Annotated in this window: 12 protein-coding genes; 6 read left to right on the top strand and 6 right to left on the bottom strand. The window is 59.6% G+C overall.

The window, feature by feature from the left end; genetic code table 11:
* Positions 1 to 4: 4 nt before the first annotated feature.
* Complete coding sequence (locus ACVWZU_RS00460) at positions 5 to 751, top strand: isoprenyl transferase (RefSeq protein WP_414350149.1); 747 nt, start codon at positions 5 to 7, stop codon at positions 749 to 751.
* 38 nt (positions 752 to 789) lie between these two features.
* On the opposite strand, the gene ACVWZU_RS00455 is transcribed toward ACVWZU_RS00460, so the two are convergent.
* The 5 genes from ACVWZU_RS00455 to ACVWZU_RS00435 all read right to left on the bottom strand — a co-directional run bounded on the left by ACVWZU_RS00455 (position 790) and on the right by ACVWZU_RS00435 (position 10883).
* Positions 790 to 1389, bottom strand: coding sequence for a CPP1-like family protein (locus ACVWZU_RS00455; RefSeq protein WP_011433251.1), 600 nt, complete (start codon positions 1387 to 1389; stop codon positions 790 to 792).
* Between the two features lie 68 nt (positions 1390 to 1457).
* Positions 1458 to 2663 carry a cysteine desulfurase family protein gene (locus ACVWZU_RS00450; protein ID WP_457442791.1) on the bottom strand — a complete coding sequence of 402 codons (1206 nt, stop codon included), beginning with the start codon at positions 2661 to 2663 and terminating at the stop codon, positions 1458 to 1460.
* A 120-nt stretch (positions 2664 to 2783) separates the two neighbouring features.
* Positions 2784 to 4094, bottom strand: coding sequence for a rod shape-determining protein RodA (gene rodA, locus ACVWZU_RS00445; protein ID WP_457442789.1), 1311 nt, complete (start codon positions 4092 to 4094; stop codon positions 2784 to 2786).
* A 223-nt stretch (positions 4095 to 4317) separates the two neighbouring features.
* Positions 4318 to 8940, bottom strand: coding sequence for an NINE protein (locus ACVWZU_RS00440; protein ID WP_457442787.1), 4623 nt, complete (start codon positions 8938 to 8940; stop codon positions 4318 to 4320).
* Between the two features lie 410 nt (positions 8941 to 9350).
* Positions 9351 to 10883, bottom strand: a complete 1533-nt coding sequence (locus tag ACVWZU_RS00435; RefSeq protein WP_457442785.1) for an ABC transporter ATP-binding protein — start codon at positions 10881 to 10883, stop codon at positions 9351 to 9353.
* Between the two features lie 119 nt (positions 10884 to 11002).
* Here ACVWZU_RS00435 and ACVWZU_RS00430 point away from each other — a divergent pair, with 119 nt between their 5' ends.
* From ACVWZU_RS00430 to ACVWZU_RS00420, 3 genes are all read left to right on the top strand, one after another.
* Positions 11003 to 12001 (top strand): ribose-phosphate pyrophosphokinase, encoded by a 999-nt coding sequence (locus ACVWZU_RS00430; protein WP_011433256.1) that lies wholly within the window; start codon positions 11003 to 11005, stop codon positions 11999 to 12001.
* A 158-nt stretch (positions 12002 to 12159) separates the two neighbouring features.
* Positions 12160 to 15228 carry a PAS domain S-box protein gene (locus ACVWZU_RS00425; protein WP_457442783.1) on the top strand — a complete coding sequence of 1023 codons (3069 nt, stop codon included), beginning with the start codon at positions 12160 to 12162 and terminating at the stop codon, positions 15226 to 15228.
* Entirely contained in the window at positions 15225 to 16235 is a 1011-nt protein-coding gene (locus ACVWZU_RS00420) for a response regulator (RefSeq protein WP_414350654.1), read from the top strand. The genes ACVWZU_RS00425 and ACVWZU_RS00420 overlap by 4 nt, the downstream gene beginning before the upstream one ends.
* Here ACVWZU_RS00420 and ACVWZU_RS00415 read toward each other — a convergent pair whose 3' ends face one another.
* Complete coding sequence (locus tag ACVWZU_RS00415; protein ID WP_457442781.1) at positions 16236 to 17414, bottom strand: septal ring lytic transglycosylase RlpA family protein; 1179 nt, start codon at positions 17412 to 17414, stop codon at positions 16236 to 16238.
* Positions 17415 to 17558: 144 nt separating this feature from the next.
* On the opposite strand from ACVWZU_RS00415, the gene purM reads away from it, so the two are divergent.
* Both purM and ACVWZU_RS00405 read left to right on the top strand, forming a co-directional pair.
* Positions 17559 to 18623, top strand: a complete 1065-nt coding sequence (gene purM, locus ACVWZU_RS00410; RefSeq protein ID WP_457442779.1) for a phosphoribosylformylglycinamidine cyclo-ligase — start codon at positions 17559 to 17561, stop codon at positions 18621 to 18623.
* A gap of 215 nt (positions 18624 to 18838) precedes the next feature.
* Complete coding sequence (locus tag ACVWZU_RS00405; RefSeq protein ID WP_457402528.1) at positions 18839 to 19873, top strand: ABC transporter ATP-binding protein; 1035 nt, start codon at positions 18839 to 18841, stop codon at positions 19871 to 19873.
* Positions 19874 to 19946: the final 73 nt, after the last annotated feature.

The following is a 19946-nucleotide window of genomic DNA, read 5'->3' as shown; positions in this document are numbered from 1 at the left end:
CTCCATGACCCTTTCTCCTGCCCATCTTCTGCAGTTGCCTGCCGACCTAGATCCGCAGTTGTTGCCCCGCCATGTGGCGGTGGTGATGGATGGCAACGGGCGTTGGGCGCAAAAACGGGGTTTACCCCGCAGCGTTGGGCATCAGCGAGGGGTATCGGCCCTGAAGGAGCTGCTGCGCTGTTGCAATGATTGGGGGATCCCAGCCCTTACCGCCTATGCCTTCTCCACCGAGAACTGGGGCCGGGCCCGCGAGGAAGTGGATTTCCTCATGACTTTGTTCGAGCAGGTGCTGTGGCAGGAATTGGGGGAAATGGTGCAGCAGGGGGTGCGCATCCAGTTTGCCGGCCAGTTGTCGGCTCTGCCCCACTCTCTGCAGGAAACCATCGTGCATGCGGTGGAATGCACCCAGCACAACAAGGGCATTTGCCTGACGGTGGCCCTCAACTACGGGGGACGACAGGAGATCCTACAAGCCTGCCGCTCCATTGCCACCTTGGTGCAGCAGGGGCTGCTGCAGCCGGATCAGATTGACGAGGCCCTCTTTTCCCAATTTCTCTACACCACCGGCTTATCGGATCCTGATCTGCTGATCCGTACCAGCGGCGAGATGCGCATCAGCAACTTCCTGCTCTGGCAGATGGCCTACACCGAGCAGTATTTCACCCCCATCCTCTGGCCGGATTTCGACCGAGCCGCTTTTCACCAAGCCTTGCTTAGCTATCAGTCGCGGCAGCGGCGGTTTGGCAGGTGAGGATGATCCCTGGTTGGATATCCGTTGCCAACCGGCAGCTAGCGCAGAAAGCTGGTCACCAACCACATCACCGTAAACGTGATCCCCACCAACAGCGCACCAGGAGCATCGCCACCGGTGAGGGGAAGGGCAATGCCGTAGGCCAACATCAGCCCCAGGCTCAGGCCCGCCAGGGCCAAGAGAAAAGCGCGAATGAAGCGGCGCTCTTTGCGGTACAGGAAATAGATACAAGCCATCAGCCCCAAGGCCAGTTGCAGCGAGGGGTACTCATCGGGAGCCAGGATAACCCAACCCCCCAGCCCACCCAGCAGCGCCGCAGGCCAGAGGGCATCGGCGGTAGAGGGGGTATCCAACCAGCGGCTGACCCAGGGGGGATTTTGGGCAGCAGGGCGGGGCAAACTCAGCTCCGGCTCAGGATGGGCAGCCCGTTGTTCGGCGTAGCGGATGCGATCGGGAACGGCGATTTTGCCCTCTTTGCGCAGGCGCAGGCGCTGCATCAGGATGGCATCGTAGGCTTGCTCCACCCGCTCTTGCTGCTGTTCATCGGCGCCCAAGCTGGCCAGGAGCCGAGCCCGCGCCGATTGAATCTCTTCAAAAGAGGCTTCTTCGCTAATTCCCAACACCTGATACGGACTCATCTCAGCCATAGCGACCAGCCCTGTAACTCTTTATCACCTTAACCCAGCCTGCCCGACCTTCGATCCGGCTACGTGACGGGGATCGACAACGGGGATTGAGTTGCCGCATTCCCCAAGGCTACGGATTTGGAGATGGAGGCAAGCTCCGTTTGTAGACATCGGGCCACATACTCAACCGCAGCGTAGGTGGTGGCTTTGCCAAGGCTAAGGCGAATGGATCCCAGCGCCTCGGCTTCTGAGTGGCCCATGGCCAAGAGGATGCGGCTGGGGATCAGTTGGCCGCTGCTACAGGCGGAGCCGGCGCTAATGGCGATCCCCTGGCGGCTTAGGGCCCTGACCAGCACATTCCCCGGGATCCCTGCGGCGCAGTAGCTGAGGTGGTGGGGCAGACGCTGCTCCAAACGGACGGGGCCGGTCAGCCGCAAACCGGGCGCCTCCGCTAGCAACTGGGCCAAATGCCGTTGCAATTGCCGCAGGCGGGCCGTTTCTTGAGATAGCTCTTGGGCCGCCAAAGCTGCCGCCACTCCCAAGCCGACAATGCCCGGGATCCCTTGGGTGCCAGCCCGCAGCCGCCGTTCTTGCCCACCCCCCCGCAGCAGCGGTCGCAGCTCCACCCCTGGGCGCACGTACAGCGCCCCCACCCCCTGGGGCCCGTAGAGTTTATGCCCGGAAAGGGAGAGCAGATCCACCGGCAGTTGCGCCAGATCCAGCGGGATCCGCCCCACCGTCTGCACAGCGTCGGTGTGGAAGAGCACCCCCGCCTGGCGACAGATCTGACCCAGCTCTGCAATGGGCTGCAGGGATCCCACCTCATTTTGGCCGTGGACGATGGAGACCAAAACGGTATTGGGTTGCAGCGCCTGGATCAAAGTCTGGGGATCCACCTGGCCGGCGGCGTTCACCAGCAGACGGGTGACCTGCCAGCCTTGGGACTGCAACTGGCGGGCAGCATTCTCCACCGAGGCGTGCTCGACGCTGGAGATGATGAGATGTTGGGGAGTAGAGTAGCGCTGGGCCACCCCAAACAGGGCCAGGTTGTTGGACTCCGTCCCGCCTGAGGTAAACAGCAGCGCCTCCGGCTCACAGTTAAGCAGCTCGGCCACCTGCTGCCGCGCCCGCTCCATGGCCATGGCGGCCCGTTCTCCCCACCCGTGCAAGCTGGAGGGGTTGCCCCAGCTTTCCTGCATCGCCATCTGCATGGCCTCGATCACCTCAGGCCGAGGCGGAGTGGTGGCGCTGTGGTCAAAGTAGAGGGCAGGATCCAAACGCAACATGCCAGCTCGACCAGCCGGGGCTCCGTGTTCCTATCTTAAGATCCTTGGCCAGTGTTGCCCAACGCTGGCAGCAGCTTCCCCTTGTTGAGGCCAAACCCGCTGGAGGCAAATTGAGCCTGCCTACTTGAAAAGACTAGTACGCTGGCGGTGCATCACCACCGATTCCACCAAGCCAATGGCCAGAAAATTGGTCAGTAGAGCCGAGCGGCCATAACTTAGAAAAGGCAAAGGCAAGCCGGTAATCGGGGCCAGGCCGATGGTCATGCTGATGTTCACCACCGCCTGAAAGAGGATCATCGCCAGCACCCCAATGGCAATCAGGGATCCAAAATTGTCCTTGGCCCCTTGGGCAATCCAGATCAGCCGCGCACACAGGATCCAAAACAGGATCAGCACCGTCAGGGTGCCGATAAAACCCATCTCTTCCCCAATGGCCGAGAAAATAAAATCCGTGTGCTGTTCGGGGATGAAGTCCAGCTGGGTTTGGGTGCCCTGCTGGATACCGCGGCCCCAGAGGCCGCCGGCTCCGATGGCAATGCGGGATTGAATGAGGTGATAGCCGGATCCCCAAGGCTCTTGCATGGGATCGATGAAAATCTCCAGCCGCCGCCGCTGATAGGGCTTGAGAAGGTGCCAAGCTAGCTGCCCCAACTGCCCCGAGAGCAGGTTGATCACCCCAAAAGTTACGGCCCCCGTCCACCGCCAGGGGAGACGCCAAGCGGCCAACCCCGCCATTCCCAGACACCAGAGCAGCCAAATCCAAAGCATCCAGCTCTGCTCTGGGCGAGTGTGTAAGCCATAGAGAATGGCTCCCACCCCCGGCGACAAAAGCAAGAGGATCCAACTGCCCTTGGCCCCGGCCCAGTAGAGCATGACCAGCACAATCACCACAAACACCAGGGCAGTGCCCAGGTTGGGCTGCAGGAAAATCAAGATCCAGGGGGGAGCGACGACGGCAACAGCCACCCAAATCTGGCTGAAGTACTTGATCGGCCAGTGGTGCAGGAGAGCAGCCAGGGTAACAATTACCCCCAGCTTGGCAAACTCAGAAGGCTGCACCTGAAAGCCGGCGATGGAGAGCCAGCGCTCCGCTCCTCCGCCTGCTGTGCCGAAAAAGAGCACTGCAATTAAACTCGCCAAGGTCAAGAAGTAGGTGAACCAGTGCCAGCGCAACAGCCGCTCATATGGAATCCGGGCCACCACTCCCAAAAACGCCAGGCTGATCCCGGCCATGATCAACTGCTGCAGCCAATAGTGGCTGATGGGACGCTCCCAGACTGCGCTGCGGATGGCAAGAATGCCGATGCCTGTCAAGGCCAGCACCGTGGCCAGCAACATGCCATCGAACTCGCGCCAAGGAGCCAAGATCTGCCGCAGAAGCTTTTTCCACCTAGGCTGAGAAGACACCTTTGGGTCAACGTTGCCCAGCAATAGACCCCATCCTCCAAAGAAAGGCCAGCCTCAGTTTGACATACCCCCTGCCCTACCGACTTGTTTTCTCATCACTCGCGTTGAGTGTCGATTCCTCGTCGATCCATTTTCTGGCGTGTTCGCCTCCTCTGATAGGGCCTCAGTAGTGCTCCGCACCGCTGTCGCGAACAGGTCAGCCCTCCTCAAGTTGATCCTGCTCAGATTGGCTGGACTCAGGATTCTTTCATTCCCAGCTCTGCAGTTGCCCTAGCCAAGCGGAGAGGCGGGATCCCACCTCTTCTCGACGCCTTTCAAGATTGGCTGCCGTCCAAATCAGAAGCAGGCCCAGCAGGATCCCAGTGGCCCAGAACAGCAGCGAATAAGCTGTCACCAGTAGCCATCCCTGCCGCAGGATCCCCAGCCCAAAAGCCAGCGTGCCCACGAAGAGATAAGCTCTTACCCGCAAGGCCAAGCCCAGCAGACCCAAAGCTAAGCCCAGCCCCACCGGCCAAAATCCCGCCCACAGTTGCCCGTGGGTTTCCACCATCACCACCAGCAGCCATGTGCCCAAGGAAACCAGCCGCAGCCAATGTCGCCCCTGTCGCCCGCTGGCTTCCTGTAATCCCGGATCCACCTGAGCCACATAGAGCAGGGATCCCACCAGGGGCAGGGCATAGAACGTCAGGGAAGCCCAATCCTGATGCCAGCCGTAACTCCACAGGATCCAGTTGCTCAAGAACAGGCTGACATAGCCCAGGCGCACCTGGGATCTCCAGATAGCCAGCAGGGCATAGTAGGTTGCCCCCAGCAGCAGATTAAGGGTGTTATTTCCTCCCGCGGTTACCAGAAACGCAGTCAGGGGTAGCACCAAGGCCGTATTGTGCCAGGGATCCGACGGCCAGCCCCACCCTCGCCAGGGCAAGCCATGGTAAACCAGCCCCAGCCCACAGAGCAGGGATCCGGCCCACCGCGCTATGGATAGCTGCGGCAGCCCCAGGAACACACCGCCCAGCAGAACCCCAGCCCCCTGCCATGCGCTGAGGTAACCCCAGACCGTTGGCGCCCAATTTCGCTCTGTTGGAGATTCTAGAGTTGAGGTTCTCCCCTGTCCGGCGGCATAGGCCACCAGGCCGGATCCCGTCAGCACCCAGAGCCACTTCCCCCAAGGGCTGAGACCGAGATCCCAAAAGGCGAACAGAAGGAGTAGGCTGGCCAAGCCCCAGTTGCCGGCGCCTATCCGCTGCAGCCAGGCCGCTTTCAGCCGCAGGGTCGCCACCAGCCAAGGGGGACAAAAGCCGTAGCCCCAGGCCAAGCTCAGCCCTAACAGAGCGATCAACACCAACCCATTTGCCAGGGATCCCCCAGTTCGCTGGCTGAGGAAGTAAACCCAGCTCTCGTAGGCGGCCACAGACACGCCCCAAGCGCCCAGGAGCCCTTTCCAGTTGGCAGGACGGAGGTCTTCCCGGCCTTGCTCTTGCGCCCGTTGGACCGCCTGTCGACGCCCCAGGCCCAGCAGCACGATGGAGAGACCTAAGCTGCCCAAGCCCGTTACCTCACTCCACTGGGCATGGGATCCCAGCCAGCCCAACCCTGCATAGATCAAAGGCCCCGTCCGCCAGAAGCTCAGGGCCCTGACCTGTTGCAGGAGCTGCCCCCCCAAAGACTTTGTCCCGCCAGCGCGAGCGGCCCCCTCAAGCAAGAGTTTTTCCGGCCCAATCCAAAAGAGGATCCCCAGGCTCAGATTGATGACGGCAAGCAGAGGGGCAACAGGACGGGATCCCTGTACAGCCCACAACACGCCGCTTGCCGCCAGTAGCTCCAAAGCCCAGCCCAGCCCGTACAACAACCCATCCATCTGACCCTTGATCTGGCCAGATGAAAGGGCTTGGGCAATTTCAGGGGCATCCCCTGTCGGAGAGGACTCCGTCCCGCTAGCGCTAGGGGGGAGGGTCTGAGAGGATCCCGTCTCGGCAATGGGAGCAGAGAAGACCGGAGCAACCTCTACCCAAAGTCGGAGACCAATGGCCAGCCAGGTAACCCCAGAGGCCAGCGGTATGGCTGCCGAGAAAGCAGGGGGCGAGGAAGGGGTGAAGAGGGCCGCCGCGGTGGGCAACGTTAGGGAGAGCAAGAGCACCAACCCCAAGGGTATACCCCAGCCATCCAGGGCTGGCCGGTAAGCGGCTTGCAGGCGAGAAGAGAGGTGCCGGATGCCGTAGCGACAGCCGCTCAAGAGCAACAGCAGCGCTGCCAAGACCAGCAGCCATTCCGCTTCCGTAAGTGTCGGCAAGAGCCGGCTGATCCCCACCAGGCCGAACCCTGAGCCGAAGGCCACCGCCAGCAGGGCTTCCCCCTCTGCTCCAGGAGTAGGGGAACTTGGCAAGGGACAAGCCCATAGCCACACCTGGGTAGCTAGCAGCAGCAACCCCAGCCCTAGCCCGAGCAGATCCGGGCCCGGCCTGCCCAAGGTGAGCAACTGCGCCATCACCAGCGAGAGCACGGCCCAAAGACGCAGGGATCCCCGCACTGGGATCCCCTGCTGCCAGGAAAGGGATCCCAATCCCCCTTGCTCTGGGCTCTGCAGCCAGCGGGGCATGAACTCCAGGGGGGGCAGGGCCAATACCTGAGCTGCCGTTAAAGCAAGAGGCACCAGCAGCCACAGCCAGCCAAAGGATTGTTCACCCGTCGCAGACAACTCGGGGAGCCGTTGCAGCAAAAACGCCAAGTAGCTGGATCCCACCAGCACCAGCCCTATGCCATCTGCACTTCGCTGCCACAGCTCCGCAGGCACTCCCCAAAAAAAGCGCTCTGACCCACCCAGAGCCACCCGCCCTGCCCATTGCAATAGGCCCACCAGCAGCAGAACCACTCCCCAACTGGACAGGCTAGTGCTCCGCACCGCTGGCGCGAACAAGTCGGGCAAAAGCCAGCGGATCCCGGCTAGCAGTGCCCCCACTCCGTAGGCGTGGGTCAGGAGTACCCAAAGAAAGTTGGGAGTTTCTCCTGATCTGGACTTTTGTTGTAGCCACCAGGCCAGGATCCCGGCGCTCAAAAGCAAGTGCCAAAAGCGAATGGCCGGATAGGGAAGGCTCAAGAGCAGCAGGGATCCCCCTAGCCCCAAAACCAAGCGCTCTGTTGGTTCCACCAGCCCAGAAAAGTCTGTCTCGCCGGCTTCTGGAGTGCTCCTCTGCCAGCGGGCCGCCAACCCCAGCCACAGCACCTCGTAGGGCAGCAGCGCCAACCCCAGCAAGCCCCAAGGGGAATCAAGGGGCTGAAACCAGTTGGTTACTGTAGCTACAACCTCTTGCCGCCAGCTTGCTGGCCACACCTGCCAAAAAGCCCAGCAAGTTTCCAGGCCCAGCAAGAACAGCAACGTCAAATGCACCCTAAGGACTTCGTCCCGCTGGGGCGACTGGGTGTGTCGGCGCAAGCGCCCGATTAAGACATGGATCCCCAGCAGGCTAATCCCCAGCAACTGCCAGCCGCTGAAAGGGCTCTCCGCCAAGCCAATGGCAGCCAGCAGCCAGCCCACCACCAACAGCACCCAGCTCCCCTCCCACCAGCGGGAGAGCGTCCCCTCCTGAGCGCCTTCTGCTACGACGTCCGGGGATCCCTGGGGCCATTCCGCTGCCAGCCAACCCAACAGGGCCACCGCCAACCCCAACTGCGGCACTTGGACATGCCCAGACAGCAGCCCCCGTAGGATTAACAGGGATCCGGCAGCCCCGATTAGCCAGATCTTGGAGCCCCGTAATTCCCGAGACCGGCGGCTCCAGGTGTAAATCACGGTGCTGAGGATCCCCAGATACAGGATCCCCAGGACAAAAGCAGGGCGAAGCTCCTGCGGCCCCAAGCTCCAGAAAGCTTGCAAGCCAGAGAGGGCCAAAAAGTTCACCAAGGTTCCGTAAAAGGCATTGGGCTCCACACCGCTGTCGCGAAAGCCGGCACCTGAACCCAGCGAGCGCACCCGACCCTCAGCCGTCAACGGGATCCCCAGCAGCAAGCCCAGCGCCAGGATGCGGATCCCCCAAAGGATCCCCAGCCCATCCAGGGCCCACACGTTCACCGGCACCAGCAGCAGGGCAATAGCCTCCAAGGTTTGACCGGTTAGACGCAGCCCTTCCTGCCGTTGGATCCATCCAGCACCTACCCCAAAAGCCGCCGTATAGGCCAAGAGCACCCCATACTGAGCAGTTGGAGAAAATTGCTCCCAGTGGCTGGCCGCCAGCACCCCGGAGGACACCACCACCAAAAACAGGCCCAGCAGCAACAGCCAAGTCACGCTTAGCTCGGACAGCAAGTTCCGCAGCAAAACAGCCAGTGCCGGGGTAGGGGGGGGCAAGGACTCCGTCCGAGTAGCGCGAGTGGATTGAGGGGCAGCTTGGGGCTCTTCTCCCCCCTCGACCGCAGGTTCCTCAACCCCAGATCCGGCCAGGCGAGCATTTCTTTCTCGCACCATCCCTGGGATCCAAATCAAATCCAGGAGCTGTCCGATCCCCAGCAGCCCAAAGGTCAACAGCCAGAGCAAACCCGTCCGCCAGCGGCCCAGATAAAAACGGTGCAGGCCACAGATGCCAAACAAACCCAAAATCCAGAGCACGTAGGCCGAGTCAAGACGAGCCGGGATCTCGTCGCTGGGGGAAACTGCCGCTGACCTTGGTTCCTCCGCCTCCAGCCGATACTGCTCCACCAGCAAGCGAAAGTGCTCTGGAGTCAGCAAGCTCAGCTCCAGCCAGGCCCGCAAACCCTGCAAGACTTGCTGCCGGGATCCCCGAACGGTGAGCTCCAAAAGGACTTGCTCCGAGGAGGGCGAGCGGTCAGATTGCAGCTCCTCTGCTCCTGGAGGCAAGAGGCGATCCTGGGATCCCATGGCCGGACTCCTTGAGCAAAAGGCTTGGGGCTACTGCTACTCTAAGCCTTGCTCTAGCCGGTTGCCATGCCGTTCTCAAATCCTTCTGATACATTTACGCTGAACACTGCTGAACATCACTGTTCAACTATGCAGCGATAGCATTCTGTTTGTTTCCAAACAGAATGGCGGTATCCCGCAAAGCTTTGAGTAGAATACCCAAAGCGCAGTTTCCGTGTCGTCTTACTACCAATTTTCTGCTTTGCTTTGGCTACCATGTTGGCAGACTCGAAAGTAAACAGAAAGATCAACTGGTAGTAATCCGTACTGAACATATTATACACTATTTTCAGTATAGTTGAGCTTATTATTGACTAGAGTCATGCTCTTGCTCCGGCAGAGTGTCAGTTCCTGCTGATGCGACCAGCCCTCTAAACCTCAGTTGGGATCCCTGGGATCTCGCTGCTGTGAGTGCTGCGCAAGACGGGAAGCGTCATCATCTGCCCCAGCCGCGAAACGGTGAGCTCCGCCGCCGGAATGGGCTCCGAGACCTGTCCGCCGCTGAACACCATCACTCGGTCGCTGTACTGCAGGATCTCGTCCAAATCCGCCGAGGCAAAAAGAATAGCCGTACCCGCTTGGGTGCGTTCCAGCAATTGCCCCCAGACCCACAGCGCCGACTCAATGTCCAACCCTCGCGTTGGGTGCTCCATCAGCAAAAGACTCAGGGGTGTGGGCAAGAGAGCCAACTGGCTGCGCTGTTGGTTGCCCCCCGAGAGTTGCTCCACCCGGCTGTAGGGGTGACCGCGAATGCTGAAGTATTCAATGGCCGCTTGGGCCTGTTGACGGGCCAGAGCCCAGTTGATCCAGGGATCCTGCTGCTGGAGGGCAAAATGCTCCTGCAAGGTTAAGCCGGGGATCAGCCCTTCCCGCAGCCGATCCGCCGGAGAAAACCCCACCCCACAGCGCAGATAGTCGCCGTAAGGACGGCCTGTCATCTCCTGCCCCCCCAACAAGATCTGGCCCCGCCTGGGCGGCAACAACCCTGCACAGGTGAGCAGGAAAGAGCGTTGCCCACTGCCTTCCAAACCGGCCAACCCAATCACTTCCCCCGGCTGCACCGCCAGATCTGGCAAAGCCAAGGCAAACGGCTCATGCCGCACCACCAGGGAGCGCAACTCCAACAGGGGATCCGCTCTCCTTTGCGGAGAATGGGGCCGAGCCGGGGGTGTCAACTCCCGCCCGAACATCCAATCGATCAACCGCTGTTCCAACAGGGCAATGTCTTCACCCCTAACAGGCAGCTCCCCCACCACCTCCCCCTGCCGCATCACCGTCACCCGATCGCAAAGGCATTCCACATCGGCCAGCTTGTGGGAGACGAAGATCACCGATTTGCCCTGCTCCGCCAACCTTCTCAGAGCCGCGAACAGAAGATCTTTTTGCGCTGCAGAAATGCCCGTCGTTGGCTCATCCAAAATCAAGGTGTTGATCCCCAGGGAAAGCAACCGCAGCATTTCCAGTTGTTGCCGTTCCCCCACCGTCAAGCTGCCGATGGCTCCATCGGGGTTGAGGTTGAAACCAAACTCTTCACAGGCTTTCTCGAGACGTCTTCGGCTTTCCCGCAGCCCCAAGCCCAAGCGCCCCCGCTGCCCGGCAATAAAGTTTTCTAGTACCGTCAGAGAAGGAAAATCCAAGGGATCCTGGTGCAACATGCCAATGCCCAGGCGAATGGCCGCTGCAGGGCTGTCGATGCGAACCGGTTGCCCATCGATCCAAATCTCCCCCTGATCGCAGCGCAGAAAGCCGCTCAGGATCTTGACCAAGGTACTTTTGCCGGCCCCGTTTTCCCCAAGCAGGCCGTGGATCGTGCCCGCCTCCACCCGTAAGGACACATCGCGGTTCGCCTGTACCGCCCCAAAACGCTTGTGGATGTGCAGCAGCTCGACCTTCATTCTGCTCATAGTAACCTGCCTCCCCAGAAAATCCCCAAGAATACAGTTGCTGAGGTTGCAAGTGCTGGTGCTACGATAGCGACAGCTCGCCGTTAGGCGTTGGCTGCGGACGAGTTCAGCATCGATCTGTGGTTCGCCCTGCCCCTCTTCTCCGCCCTTCCCCCCTGCCACCCATCTCGGATAGCAACCGCCTCAAAATCTTCTCAGGCAGCGCTAACCCGGCTCTGGCTCAAGAGGTGGCGCGTTACTTGGGCATGGATCTGGGCCCGATGTTGCGCAAGCGCTTTGCCGATGGCGAGCTGTACATCCAAATTCAGGAGTCGATTCGGGGTGCCGATGTCTACTTGGTGCAGCCCACTTGCCGCCCCGTCAACGACCACCTGATGGAACTGCTGGTCATTATTGACGCCTGTCGCCGCGCCTCTGCCCGGCAGATCACCGCTGTCTTGCCCTACTACGGCTACGCTCGTGCCGACCGCAAAACGGCAGGACGAGAAGCGATCACCGCCAAGCTGGTGGCCAACATGATCACCCAGGCAGGGGCCCATCGCGTGCTGGCCATGGATCTGCACTCGGCCCAGATTCAAGGCTACTTCGACATTCCCCTCGACCACGTCTACGCCCAGCCGGTATTACAGGCTTACCTCAAGGAAAAGGGCTTGCTCGACGAAGACATTGTGGTCGTCTCTCCCGATGTGGGGGGTGTGGCTCGTGCCCGTGCCTTTGCCAAAAAACTCAAGGAAGCCCCTCTGGCAATCATTGACAAGCGCCGCCAAGCCCACAACGATGTGGAAGTCATGAATCTGATTGGGGATGTGCGGGGGAAAACTGCCATCCTTGTGGATGACATGATCGATACCGCAGGCACCATCTCGGAAGGGGCAAAATTGCTGCGCAAGCTGGGGGCCAAGGCGGTTTACGCCTGCGCCATTCACCCTGTTTTTTCTGAGCCGGCCATTCAACGCCTGCGGGGTGGCCTGTTTGAAGAGGTGATCGTCACCAACACCATCCCCATCCCTCCAGAGCAGCACTTTCCCGAGTTAACCGTTCTCTCGGTAGCCAATGTGCTGGGGGAAGCGATCTGGCGCATCCATGAAGATAGCTCCGTCAGCAGCATGTTTCACTAAAGTAAGTTTCAAAGTAAGTTTCTCCAGAGTATCGCTAGAGTAGAGTGGGTGCAGAATGGGTGCGCCTGCTCCTTTTCCCTGTGGAGATCAGCCCAACCAGGCACCCCCGATCTGTCGTGATGGACTGGGTTGAGCCAGCTCCTCGGCCAGGTTTTCCCATGTCACCTCCCATTTCTCGCTCGCCAAGATCCGTTGTGCACGGTTTTGCTTTCCCGCGGACTGCTCCCAGGGAAGGGCAGTCCCTTCAAACCGAACTGGGTACAGCGCTGTACCCGCTGTTGCAATTACTGGGTCAACTGCTGAAAGTGCCCTTGGTCTATCTGGAACTGGATCAGCCGGGATCGGATCCCCACTCATCTTCAAAAGGGATCCTCTACCGGGATCCGCAAGGGATCCCAGCCGGCGAACCCTTCAACCTCAATGCCAGTCCTGGGGCTGAGCAATGGCCTTTTCATGAATCCTTCCTCTTGCAGACTGAGCAGGGGATCCGGTTGGCCGATCTGCACCTGCTTGACTGCCATCCTCGCCAACTGAGTTCCTTTGAACGGGAACAGATTGACCTCGTTGCCCTCAGCCTGAAGCACATTCTTCTCCAGGCCCAGGAGCATCGGCAAACCCTCGAGCAGCTCCAATCCCAACTGCAGGACAGCCGCAGCACTGCTGCCCGCTACCAGCAGATCTTCGAGAACGCCGTCGAAGGCATTTTTCAAACCACCCTAGAGGGCAAATATCTGGTTGCCAACCCGGCCTTGGCCCATATTTTCGGCTACGAATCCCCTGAGGATTTGATGCACAACGTCTCCGATATCGGCACCCAAATCTATAGCGATCCGGAGCAGCGAGCCGAATTCATTCAGCGCATGCTGAGAGAAGGTCAAGTTGTGAATTTTGAACACCAAGTTTGCCGCAAAGATGGCAGACTGATTTGGATTTCTTTAAATGCCCGCACCATCTACAACAACCAAGGGGATCCCCTCTATTTTGAAGGATTTGTTACCGACATCACAGCATCCCGTCAACTGAAAGAACGACAACAACAATTGGAAGAGGCCCGCCGAGAGAGCGAGCATCGTTTTCTGCAACTGGCAGAGAATACGCAGCAACTGTTTTGGATCACAACACTCTACAGCAAAGAGCTGATCTACGTCAGCCCAGCCTGCGAAGCCCTTTGGGGCCTTTCCGCCGAAGAGGCTTACGCCAACCCCCAAGCCTGGATGCGCCAAATCCACCCCGACGATCGCTGGTTGTTCCCCACCATCCTCAAAGCCCAATCGGAGGGCAAATCCACCGATGTCGTCTTCCGCATTTATCGCACCGATGGCCGCCTGATTTGGCTGCGGGAACGCACCTTTCCCATCGCCGACAAAGAGGGCAAAATCTATCGGGTGGCAGGGATCGTCGAAGACATCACCGAGTCCAAGCAACTGGAAGCCGAACGGCGTCGTATAGAGCAAGCCTGGCAACAAAGCGCCAACCATTTTCGGCAGATTTTTGAGCTGGCCCCCAATGGAATTGCCCTTGTGGACTTGCAGGGGCGATTTATCCAGGTCAACGATGCCTTTGCCCAGATTGTCGGCTACACCCCCGAAGAATTGAAGCATCGGCAGCAACTGGACATTCTCCACCCCGAAGATGTCAACCCACTGCTGGGGGCCAATGAGGCTTTGTTGGCGGGGAAGGTCTCCGTCAGCCAGCGCCAGATTCGCTACACCCATCGTTCCGGTCAGATTGTTCATGTGCTGTTTCAGGCCACCCTGCTCACCGACGAGGAAGGACAGCCCACCCAGTTTCTCAACCAGGTGATCGACATCAGCGCCCGCGTGGAGGCAGAAATTGCCCTCAAAGAAAGTGAAGAACGCTTCCGCCAATCCTTTGAATGGGCCCCCATTGCCAAGGCCATGACCCACGTGGATGGCACCTATTTGCAAATCAACGCCGCTTTTACCGAAACCCTGGGCTACACCCTGGAGGATCTCAAAGGGAAAACCGTCCTCGACATCACCCATCCCGACGACATCGCCACCACTCTGGAAAACAGCAACCGCCTGCTGGCCGGCCAGGTGCATCAGTGCGAACAGGAACAACGCTACATCCACAAGAACGGCCAAATAGTCTATGCCATTCTTCGCATCACCCTGGTGCGCACGGCCCAAGGGGATCCCAGCTACTTTCTAAGCCAGATTTTGGACATTACCGAGCGCAAGCAAGCCGAGGCAGCCCTTCGCCAAAGTGAGCTGAGTTTACGGGGCATCTTCCAGCAGTCAGCCCTGGGCATTTCCATCGTCGATCATCGGGGCCATTACCTAAAAGTGAACCCCGCTCTGGAAGAGATCTTGGGCTATGGCGCTGCCGAACTGACCCACATGAGCTTCTGCGACCTCACCCATCCCGAGGACATTCAGGAAGATTGGCAACTCTTCCAGGAGGTTTTGAACGGCCAACGGGATCGCTACCACCTGGAAAAACGCTACATCCACCGCAGCGGAAAGGTGGTTTGGTGCCGCCTGGCAGTCTCTGCAGTCCGGGATCCCAAGGGCAAAAACCTCTTCATCATCGGCATTTGCGAAGACATTACCGAAGAAAAACGGGCAAAGCTGCAGATCCAAGCTGCCCTTCAGGAAAAAGAAGTCCTGCTGCGGGAGATTCACCACCGCGTCAAAAACAACCTGCAAATCATCTCCAGCCTGCTGCGGCTCCAAGCTGACCAAATCAAAAGCCGCAAGTACGCCCGCGTTTTTAAGGATGCCGGCAGCCGTATTCAAGCCATGTCTTTGATCCACGAAGGTTTGTACCAATCCAACAATCTGGCCGCTGTGGATCTCAAGCAGTACCTACACAATTTGATCTCCAACCTCTTTCACTCTTACGGGGTAAACCCCGAGAGCATTCGCGCCAACATCCGCGCCGAAGGGATCCGCCTCAACCTGGACGATGCGGTCTTGTGTGGCCTGATCATCAACGAGTTGGTGACCAACAGCCTCAAGTATGCCTTCCCGAAGGGCCGCAGCGGGGAGATAGAGATTCATTTCAGCCAAACCCGCAAATATACTCAGTTGCGAGTCTCCGACAATGGCGTTGGCTTGCCCCCGAACTTTGACTTCAAGGAAACTCAATCTCTGGGTTTACAACTGGTTGCAACCCTCACCGATCAGCTACAGGGCAAGATACAATTGAGGAGCAAACCGGGTACCACCTTCATCATTACCTTTCCGAGGAGCGAGCCTTGAAGAGAGTTCCACCCCTTGTCAAAGGCAGTATCCTGGTCGTCGAAGACGAGAAGATCATCGCCAAGGACATTGCCAACGTTCTGAAAAAATTTGGCTACGCTGTGCCCGCCATTGCTTCTTCCGGGGAAGAAGCAATCCGAAGGCTGGAAGAGATGCCGGTGGACTTAGTCTTGATGGATATCGTCTTAAAAGGCGATATCGATGGTATAGAAGCCGCCAAGCGGATTACCGAGCGCTTCAACATTCCGGTGGTGCATCTGACGGCCTACGCCGACGAAGACACCCTCTCCCGCGTCAAAGAGACCCGACCCTTTGGCTACATCATCAAACCCTTCAAAGAGCGGGAACTCTACACCACCATCGAAATTGCCCTGCACAACCACCGCCAGAGCCTCGAGAACCGCAAGCTGGAAGAAAAAAGAATCGAAGAGCTGCGGCAAAAACTGCAGCAGTTGCAGCAGTTCACGGACGTGAAGGGCACTCTGTTCAAGAAATTCTTGCAGGATCTGAGCGAGCCCCTCTCGAACCTCAGCTTTGCCTTGGGGCTGCTCAAAGATGCCGAGTCGGAGCAGAAGCGGGAACACTACCTGCAGGTGCTGGAGGATGAATTTCGCCGTGAGCTGGAGCTGATCCACCAAACCTCTAACCTGGAAAATCTTTTAAACCTGGAAAATGTCGGCCTGTTGAGCCAGTTCAGCCTGCTGCGTCCCCAGGAGCCCAGCCGTAGTCACCGGTTGGAGGAGGAAGCGCCCACCCCTGCAGCCACGGCCCCCCAAGAGTCGGCAGGCTCTGCCCCCACACCCAGCCCCACCGCCGTTACGGCGCCACGGGCACCGCTGCGCCCCCTCAACCAGACTCAGTTGGCGGAACGTTTGGGGGTGGTGGTTTCCGCCATTACCTATTGGAAATTCAAAACCGGGTTTCCGGAGTGGAGCCGCAGCCGGGATCCCGAGGGCATTTCTTGGCGCTATTCCCCCGATTCCAAGCGCTTTTCACCCGTGCCCTAGCTAGCGTTGCACCACTTCCACCCGCACAGGCGCCAGCCCCGAGCGCACCATCCCCAACACCTCTGCCGCCCGCAGGGAGAGGTCGATGATCCGACCGGGGATAAAAGGGCCGCGATCGTTGATGCGCACGACAGCCTGGCGTCCGTTTTTCAGGTTGGTCACCCGTACCTCGGTGCCAAAGGGCAGGGTGGGGTGGGCAGCCGTCATCTCATGGCGGGTTGGGTGCAGGTCATACCAAGAAGCAATGCCCTCTTGCACAGGCCCAACCACGCGGACAGGGGCGGGTTCCTGTTGAGGGGCTGTTTTCGGCTTGGAACCTGCAACAGCGGCTTTGGCGGTCAGAGCAGCCGGTTGAGGCAGGGCCGGAGCTGAAATGGGCGGGGCATCGAGCAGCAGACGGCGCAGACGATTGGCAGCCAAAACAGCCACATCCACCGGGCGCTGGTTGTCGATCAACAGCACTCCATCGTCGATGCGCAGCAATTCCTTGTTGTTGACCTGAATGGTGTAGAGAGGAACACCCAAGCCTTGTTCGGCCAATTCCAAACCTGCCCAACCTAGGGTGATGGTGGTGTCTTTCAGGGATCCCTGGGCCATTTGGTTGAGCTGGGCCACAAGGGTGCTGGCCCGCATCAGCGGTGGTTCTAGCCCAGGGTGCTCGACAAAACTGACAATGGGCAGATCCCGCACATAGACAGTAACCACCTGTTGCCCGTCCATCTGATAGTCGTAGAGGGTGGAGATGGGCTGGTTGGTGTGCTGCTGTTGTTCGCCGATCTTGAGAATGGGTTCTTCTGCTCGACGGGGCAGGATCGCCTGGCGAGATCGGTTCAAGGGATGATCCAAGTTCAGGGTACCCAGTTTGGCAGGGGCAAGACCCTCGTGGCCGGAGATAGGGGTTTGGGGAATTCTCGGCAGCGTTCTGACTGGGGCTGCGGCAGCAGTGGCGGGTTGGGAAGGGGGAACGAGGTCGGTGGCCGGGGAGGGCAATTGGGAGTCAGATGACAGCTCCGCTGCTCGGGTGCTCAGGGATCCGGTTCGCGTTGAGGCTTGTGCTCGCGAAGTCAAGCTGCCCAACATGCCTGCCGGCAAGCCCAAAGCCGTGACACAGAGACAACTGACCAAGCCCATTTTGCGGGCGGGATCCAGTCCCTGTCCAAGCTGTTTCCAATTTCGCATGAGGCCGCGCTCCTCTCCAATCTCGTACAACTTCCAGTGCGACGGTTAAAACAGAAGTTAATGTACCATAGGTTTCTGAGTTGACCCGTTTGTACGGTCGGACACAGGAGCTCAAGTCTTGATAGCATAAGGGGTTTTGGCATTTTGGACTACCGCTCAGCAGGGGTTGACATCGATCTGGGCCACGCCTTTGTCAGGGGGATCCGCGAGCGCGTTGAACGGATTCAAGTTCCGTCTTCAGGTTCTTCAGAAACCTTGGGTGGCATCGGCGGCTTTGCCGGCCTGTTTGAGCTGCCGACAGGGTATCAAGCGCCGGTGTTGGTGGCGGGCACCGATGGGGTGGGGACAAAGCTGGATATTGCCCAGCAGTGGGGTCAGCACCAGGGGGTGGGCGTCGATCTGGTGGCGATGTGCGTCAACGACGTGCTGACGGTGGGGGCCCGGCCGCTGTTTTTCTTGGACTATGTGGCCACTGGCAAGCTGGAGCCAGAAGCCCTGTGGCAGGTGATCGACGGCATCTTGGCGGGCTGCCAGGAGGCGGGCTGCCAACTGCTGGGCGGGGAAACGGCGGAGATGCCGGGGTTTTATCCCCCTGGGAAATACGACCTGGCGGGGTTTTGTGTGGGAATTGTGGAGAAGGCGGCCATTCTGGATGGGTCGCGGGTGCAGTTGGGGGATCGGTTGTTGGCTTTGCCCAGCAGCGGCCTGCACAGCAACGGCTACAGCTTGGTGCGGCGGATTGTGGCCGACCGGGGCTGGCGCTGGGATCACCGGCCTCCCGGCTGGGATCGGCCTTTGGCGGAAGTATTCCTCACCCCCACCCGCATCTACGTGCAGGCGGTGCAGCGGCTGCAGGCAGCAGGGATCGCCATCCACGGCATGGCCCACATCACTGGCGGCGGGATCCCGGAAAACTTGCCCCGCTGTTTGGCCCCCAACCAGGCGGCGCGGCTGCAGCCCCATAGCTGGCCCATCCCACAGGAGTTTCTCTGGCTCCAAGAGCAGGGCCAGGTGGAGACCTTGGAGATGTTCCGCACCTTCAACCTAGGGGTGGGCTATGTGCTGGTGATCCCCCCTGAGGCGGAAAATCAGGTGAGATCCCTGCTCCCCGAAGCCTTCCCCATTGGGGAGGTGGTGGCGGCCTGTCCAGGGGAAAGCCGCGTTCTGGGACTGGAACAGTGGGGATCCCTCACAAGCCCTGCCGACTAGCCAACCGATGGATCCCCACCAAAAGGGGGAAAGGGATCCCAGTTCCCTCGACTCATCCTCGCTGCCGCTATGCTAAGTTGGCATGTGGCCTCAGCGCTGTTGCCCGCCTTCTTGCCCGAGCCTGCTTCCCGACATTTGTCCTCTTTGGGAATAGGGGTAACTCGGCCTTGGACCGTTTGCTAATCGCTGCTGACCCTCTAGGTTAGGAGTTGCTGATGACAGGTTTACCCACTGCTCGTGCAACCGCGGGTGCCATCGAAGTTGAGCATCTGAGCAAAACCTACGGCAGCTTCACTGCCATCCGCGATGTTTCCTTCCAGGTGAACGCCGGCGAGATCATGGGTTTTTTGGGGCCGAATGGGGCTGGCAAGACCACTTCCATGCGCATTTTGGCGGGGTATCTGCCTGCCAGCGAGGGGACGGCGCGGGTGGCCGGGTTTGATGTTCACGAAAACTCGATGGCGGTGCGGCAGCGCATTGGCTATCTGCCGGAAAACCCACCCCTCTACCCCGACATGACGGTGGAGGCGTACCTGCACTTTGTGGCCCAGATCAAGCGGGTCAGCGCTGGCGACCGGCCCAGGCGGGTGGACGAGGCGATCCGGCGCTGCAGCCTGGAAGAAAAGCGCCACACCCTCATCCGCAAGCTCTCCAAGGGGTTTAAGCAGCGGGTGGGCATCGCCCAAGCTCTGGTTCACGACCCGCCGGTGATCATCCTGGATGAGCCCACCATTGGGCTGGATCCCAAGCAGATCATCGAGGTGCGCAAGCTCATCAAGAGCCTGGCGGGGGAGCACACCATCATCCTCTCCACCCACATCCTGCCCGAGGTGAGCATGACCTGCGACCGAGTGGTGATCATCAACCGCGGCCAGGTGGCGGCTATTGGCACGCCTGCCGAGCTGACAGCCCAGCTCCAGGATCGGCAGCAGGCAAAGCTGGTGGTGGGGGCAACCGAGGCAATGGCCATCCGGACGGCCCTGCAGCCTTTGCCCCAAGTGGAGGTGGTGAGCCTACAGCCCTTGGCGGCGGATCCCTCCCGCTGGCAGGTGCAGCTCAAGAGCAACGCTGCCGCGGACGGCTGGATCCCGGAGGTGGCCAGGGTGCTGGTGCAGGCAGGGATCGACCTCTACGAGATAGGCCGCCCGCAGGCTTCTTTGGAAGAGATTTTCCTGCAGCTCACTACGCAAGAGGGATCTGAGGGCGCATTGGAGCATGCCTCTAACCCCCAAAACCCTGAACTTTGCTGAATTTACTGAGCTTTAGGCGGTTTGGCAAAAGTCATTGAGAGGGATATAGTAGACCAAGTTTCCCCCTGATCCT

Source organism: Thermostichus sp. MS-CIW-26 (assembly GCF_054059115.1).
This window is presented reverse-complemented; position numbering and strand designations above follow the sequence as displayed.

Coding starts and splice junctions, on each gene's coding strand:
- ACVWZU_RS00415 (WP_457442781.1), bottom strand. CDS start 17,414: ATGCGAAATTGGAAACAGCTTGGACAGGGACTGGATCCCGCCCGCAAA.
- ACVWZU_RS00450 (WP_457442791.1), bottom strand. CDS start 2,663: ATGTTGCGTTTGGATCCTGCCCTCTACTTTGACCACAGCGCCACCACT.
- ACVWZU_RS00455 (WP_011433251.1), bottom strand. CDS start 1,389: ATGAGTCCGTATCAGGTGTTGGGAATTAGCGAAGAAGCCTCTTTTGAA.
- ACVWZU_RS00405 (WP_457402528.1), top strand. CDS start 18,839: ATGACAGGTTTACCCACTGCTCGTGCAACCGCGGGTGCCATCGAAGTT.
- ACVWZU_RS00440 (WP_457442787.1), bottom strand. CDS start 8,940: ATGGGATCCCAGGATCGCCTCTTGCCTCCAGGAGCAGAGGAGCTGCAA.
- ACVWZU_RS00425 (WP_457442783.1), top strand. CDS start 12,160: ATGTCACCTCCCATTTCTCGCTCGCCAAGATCCGTTGTGCACGGTTTT.
- ACVWZU_RS00435 (WP_457442785.1), bottom strand. CDS start 10,883: ATGAGCAGAATGAAGGTCGAGCTGCTGCACATCCACAAGCGTTTTGGG.
- ACVWZU_RS00460 (WP_414350149.1), top strand. CDS start 5: ATGACCCTTTCTCCTGCCCATCTTCTGCAGTTGCCTGCCGACCTAGAT.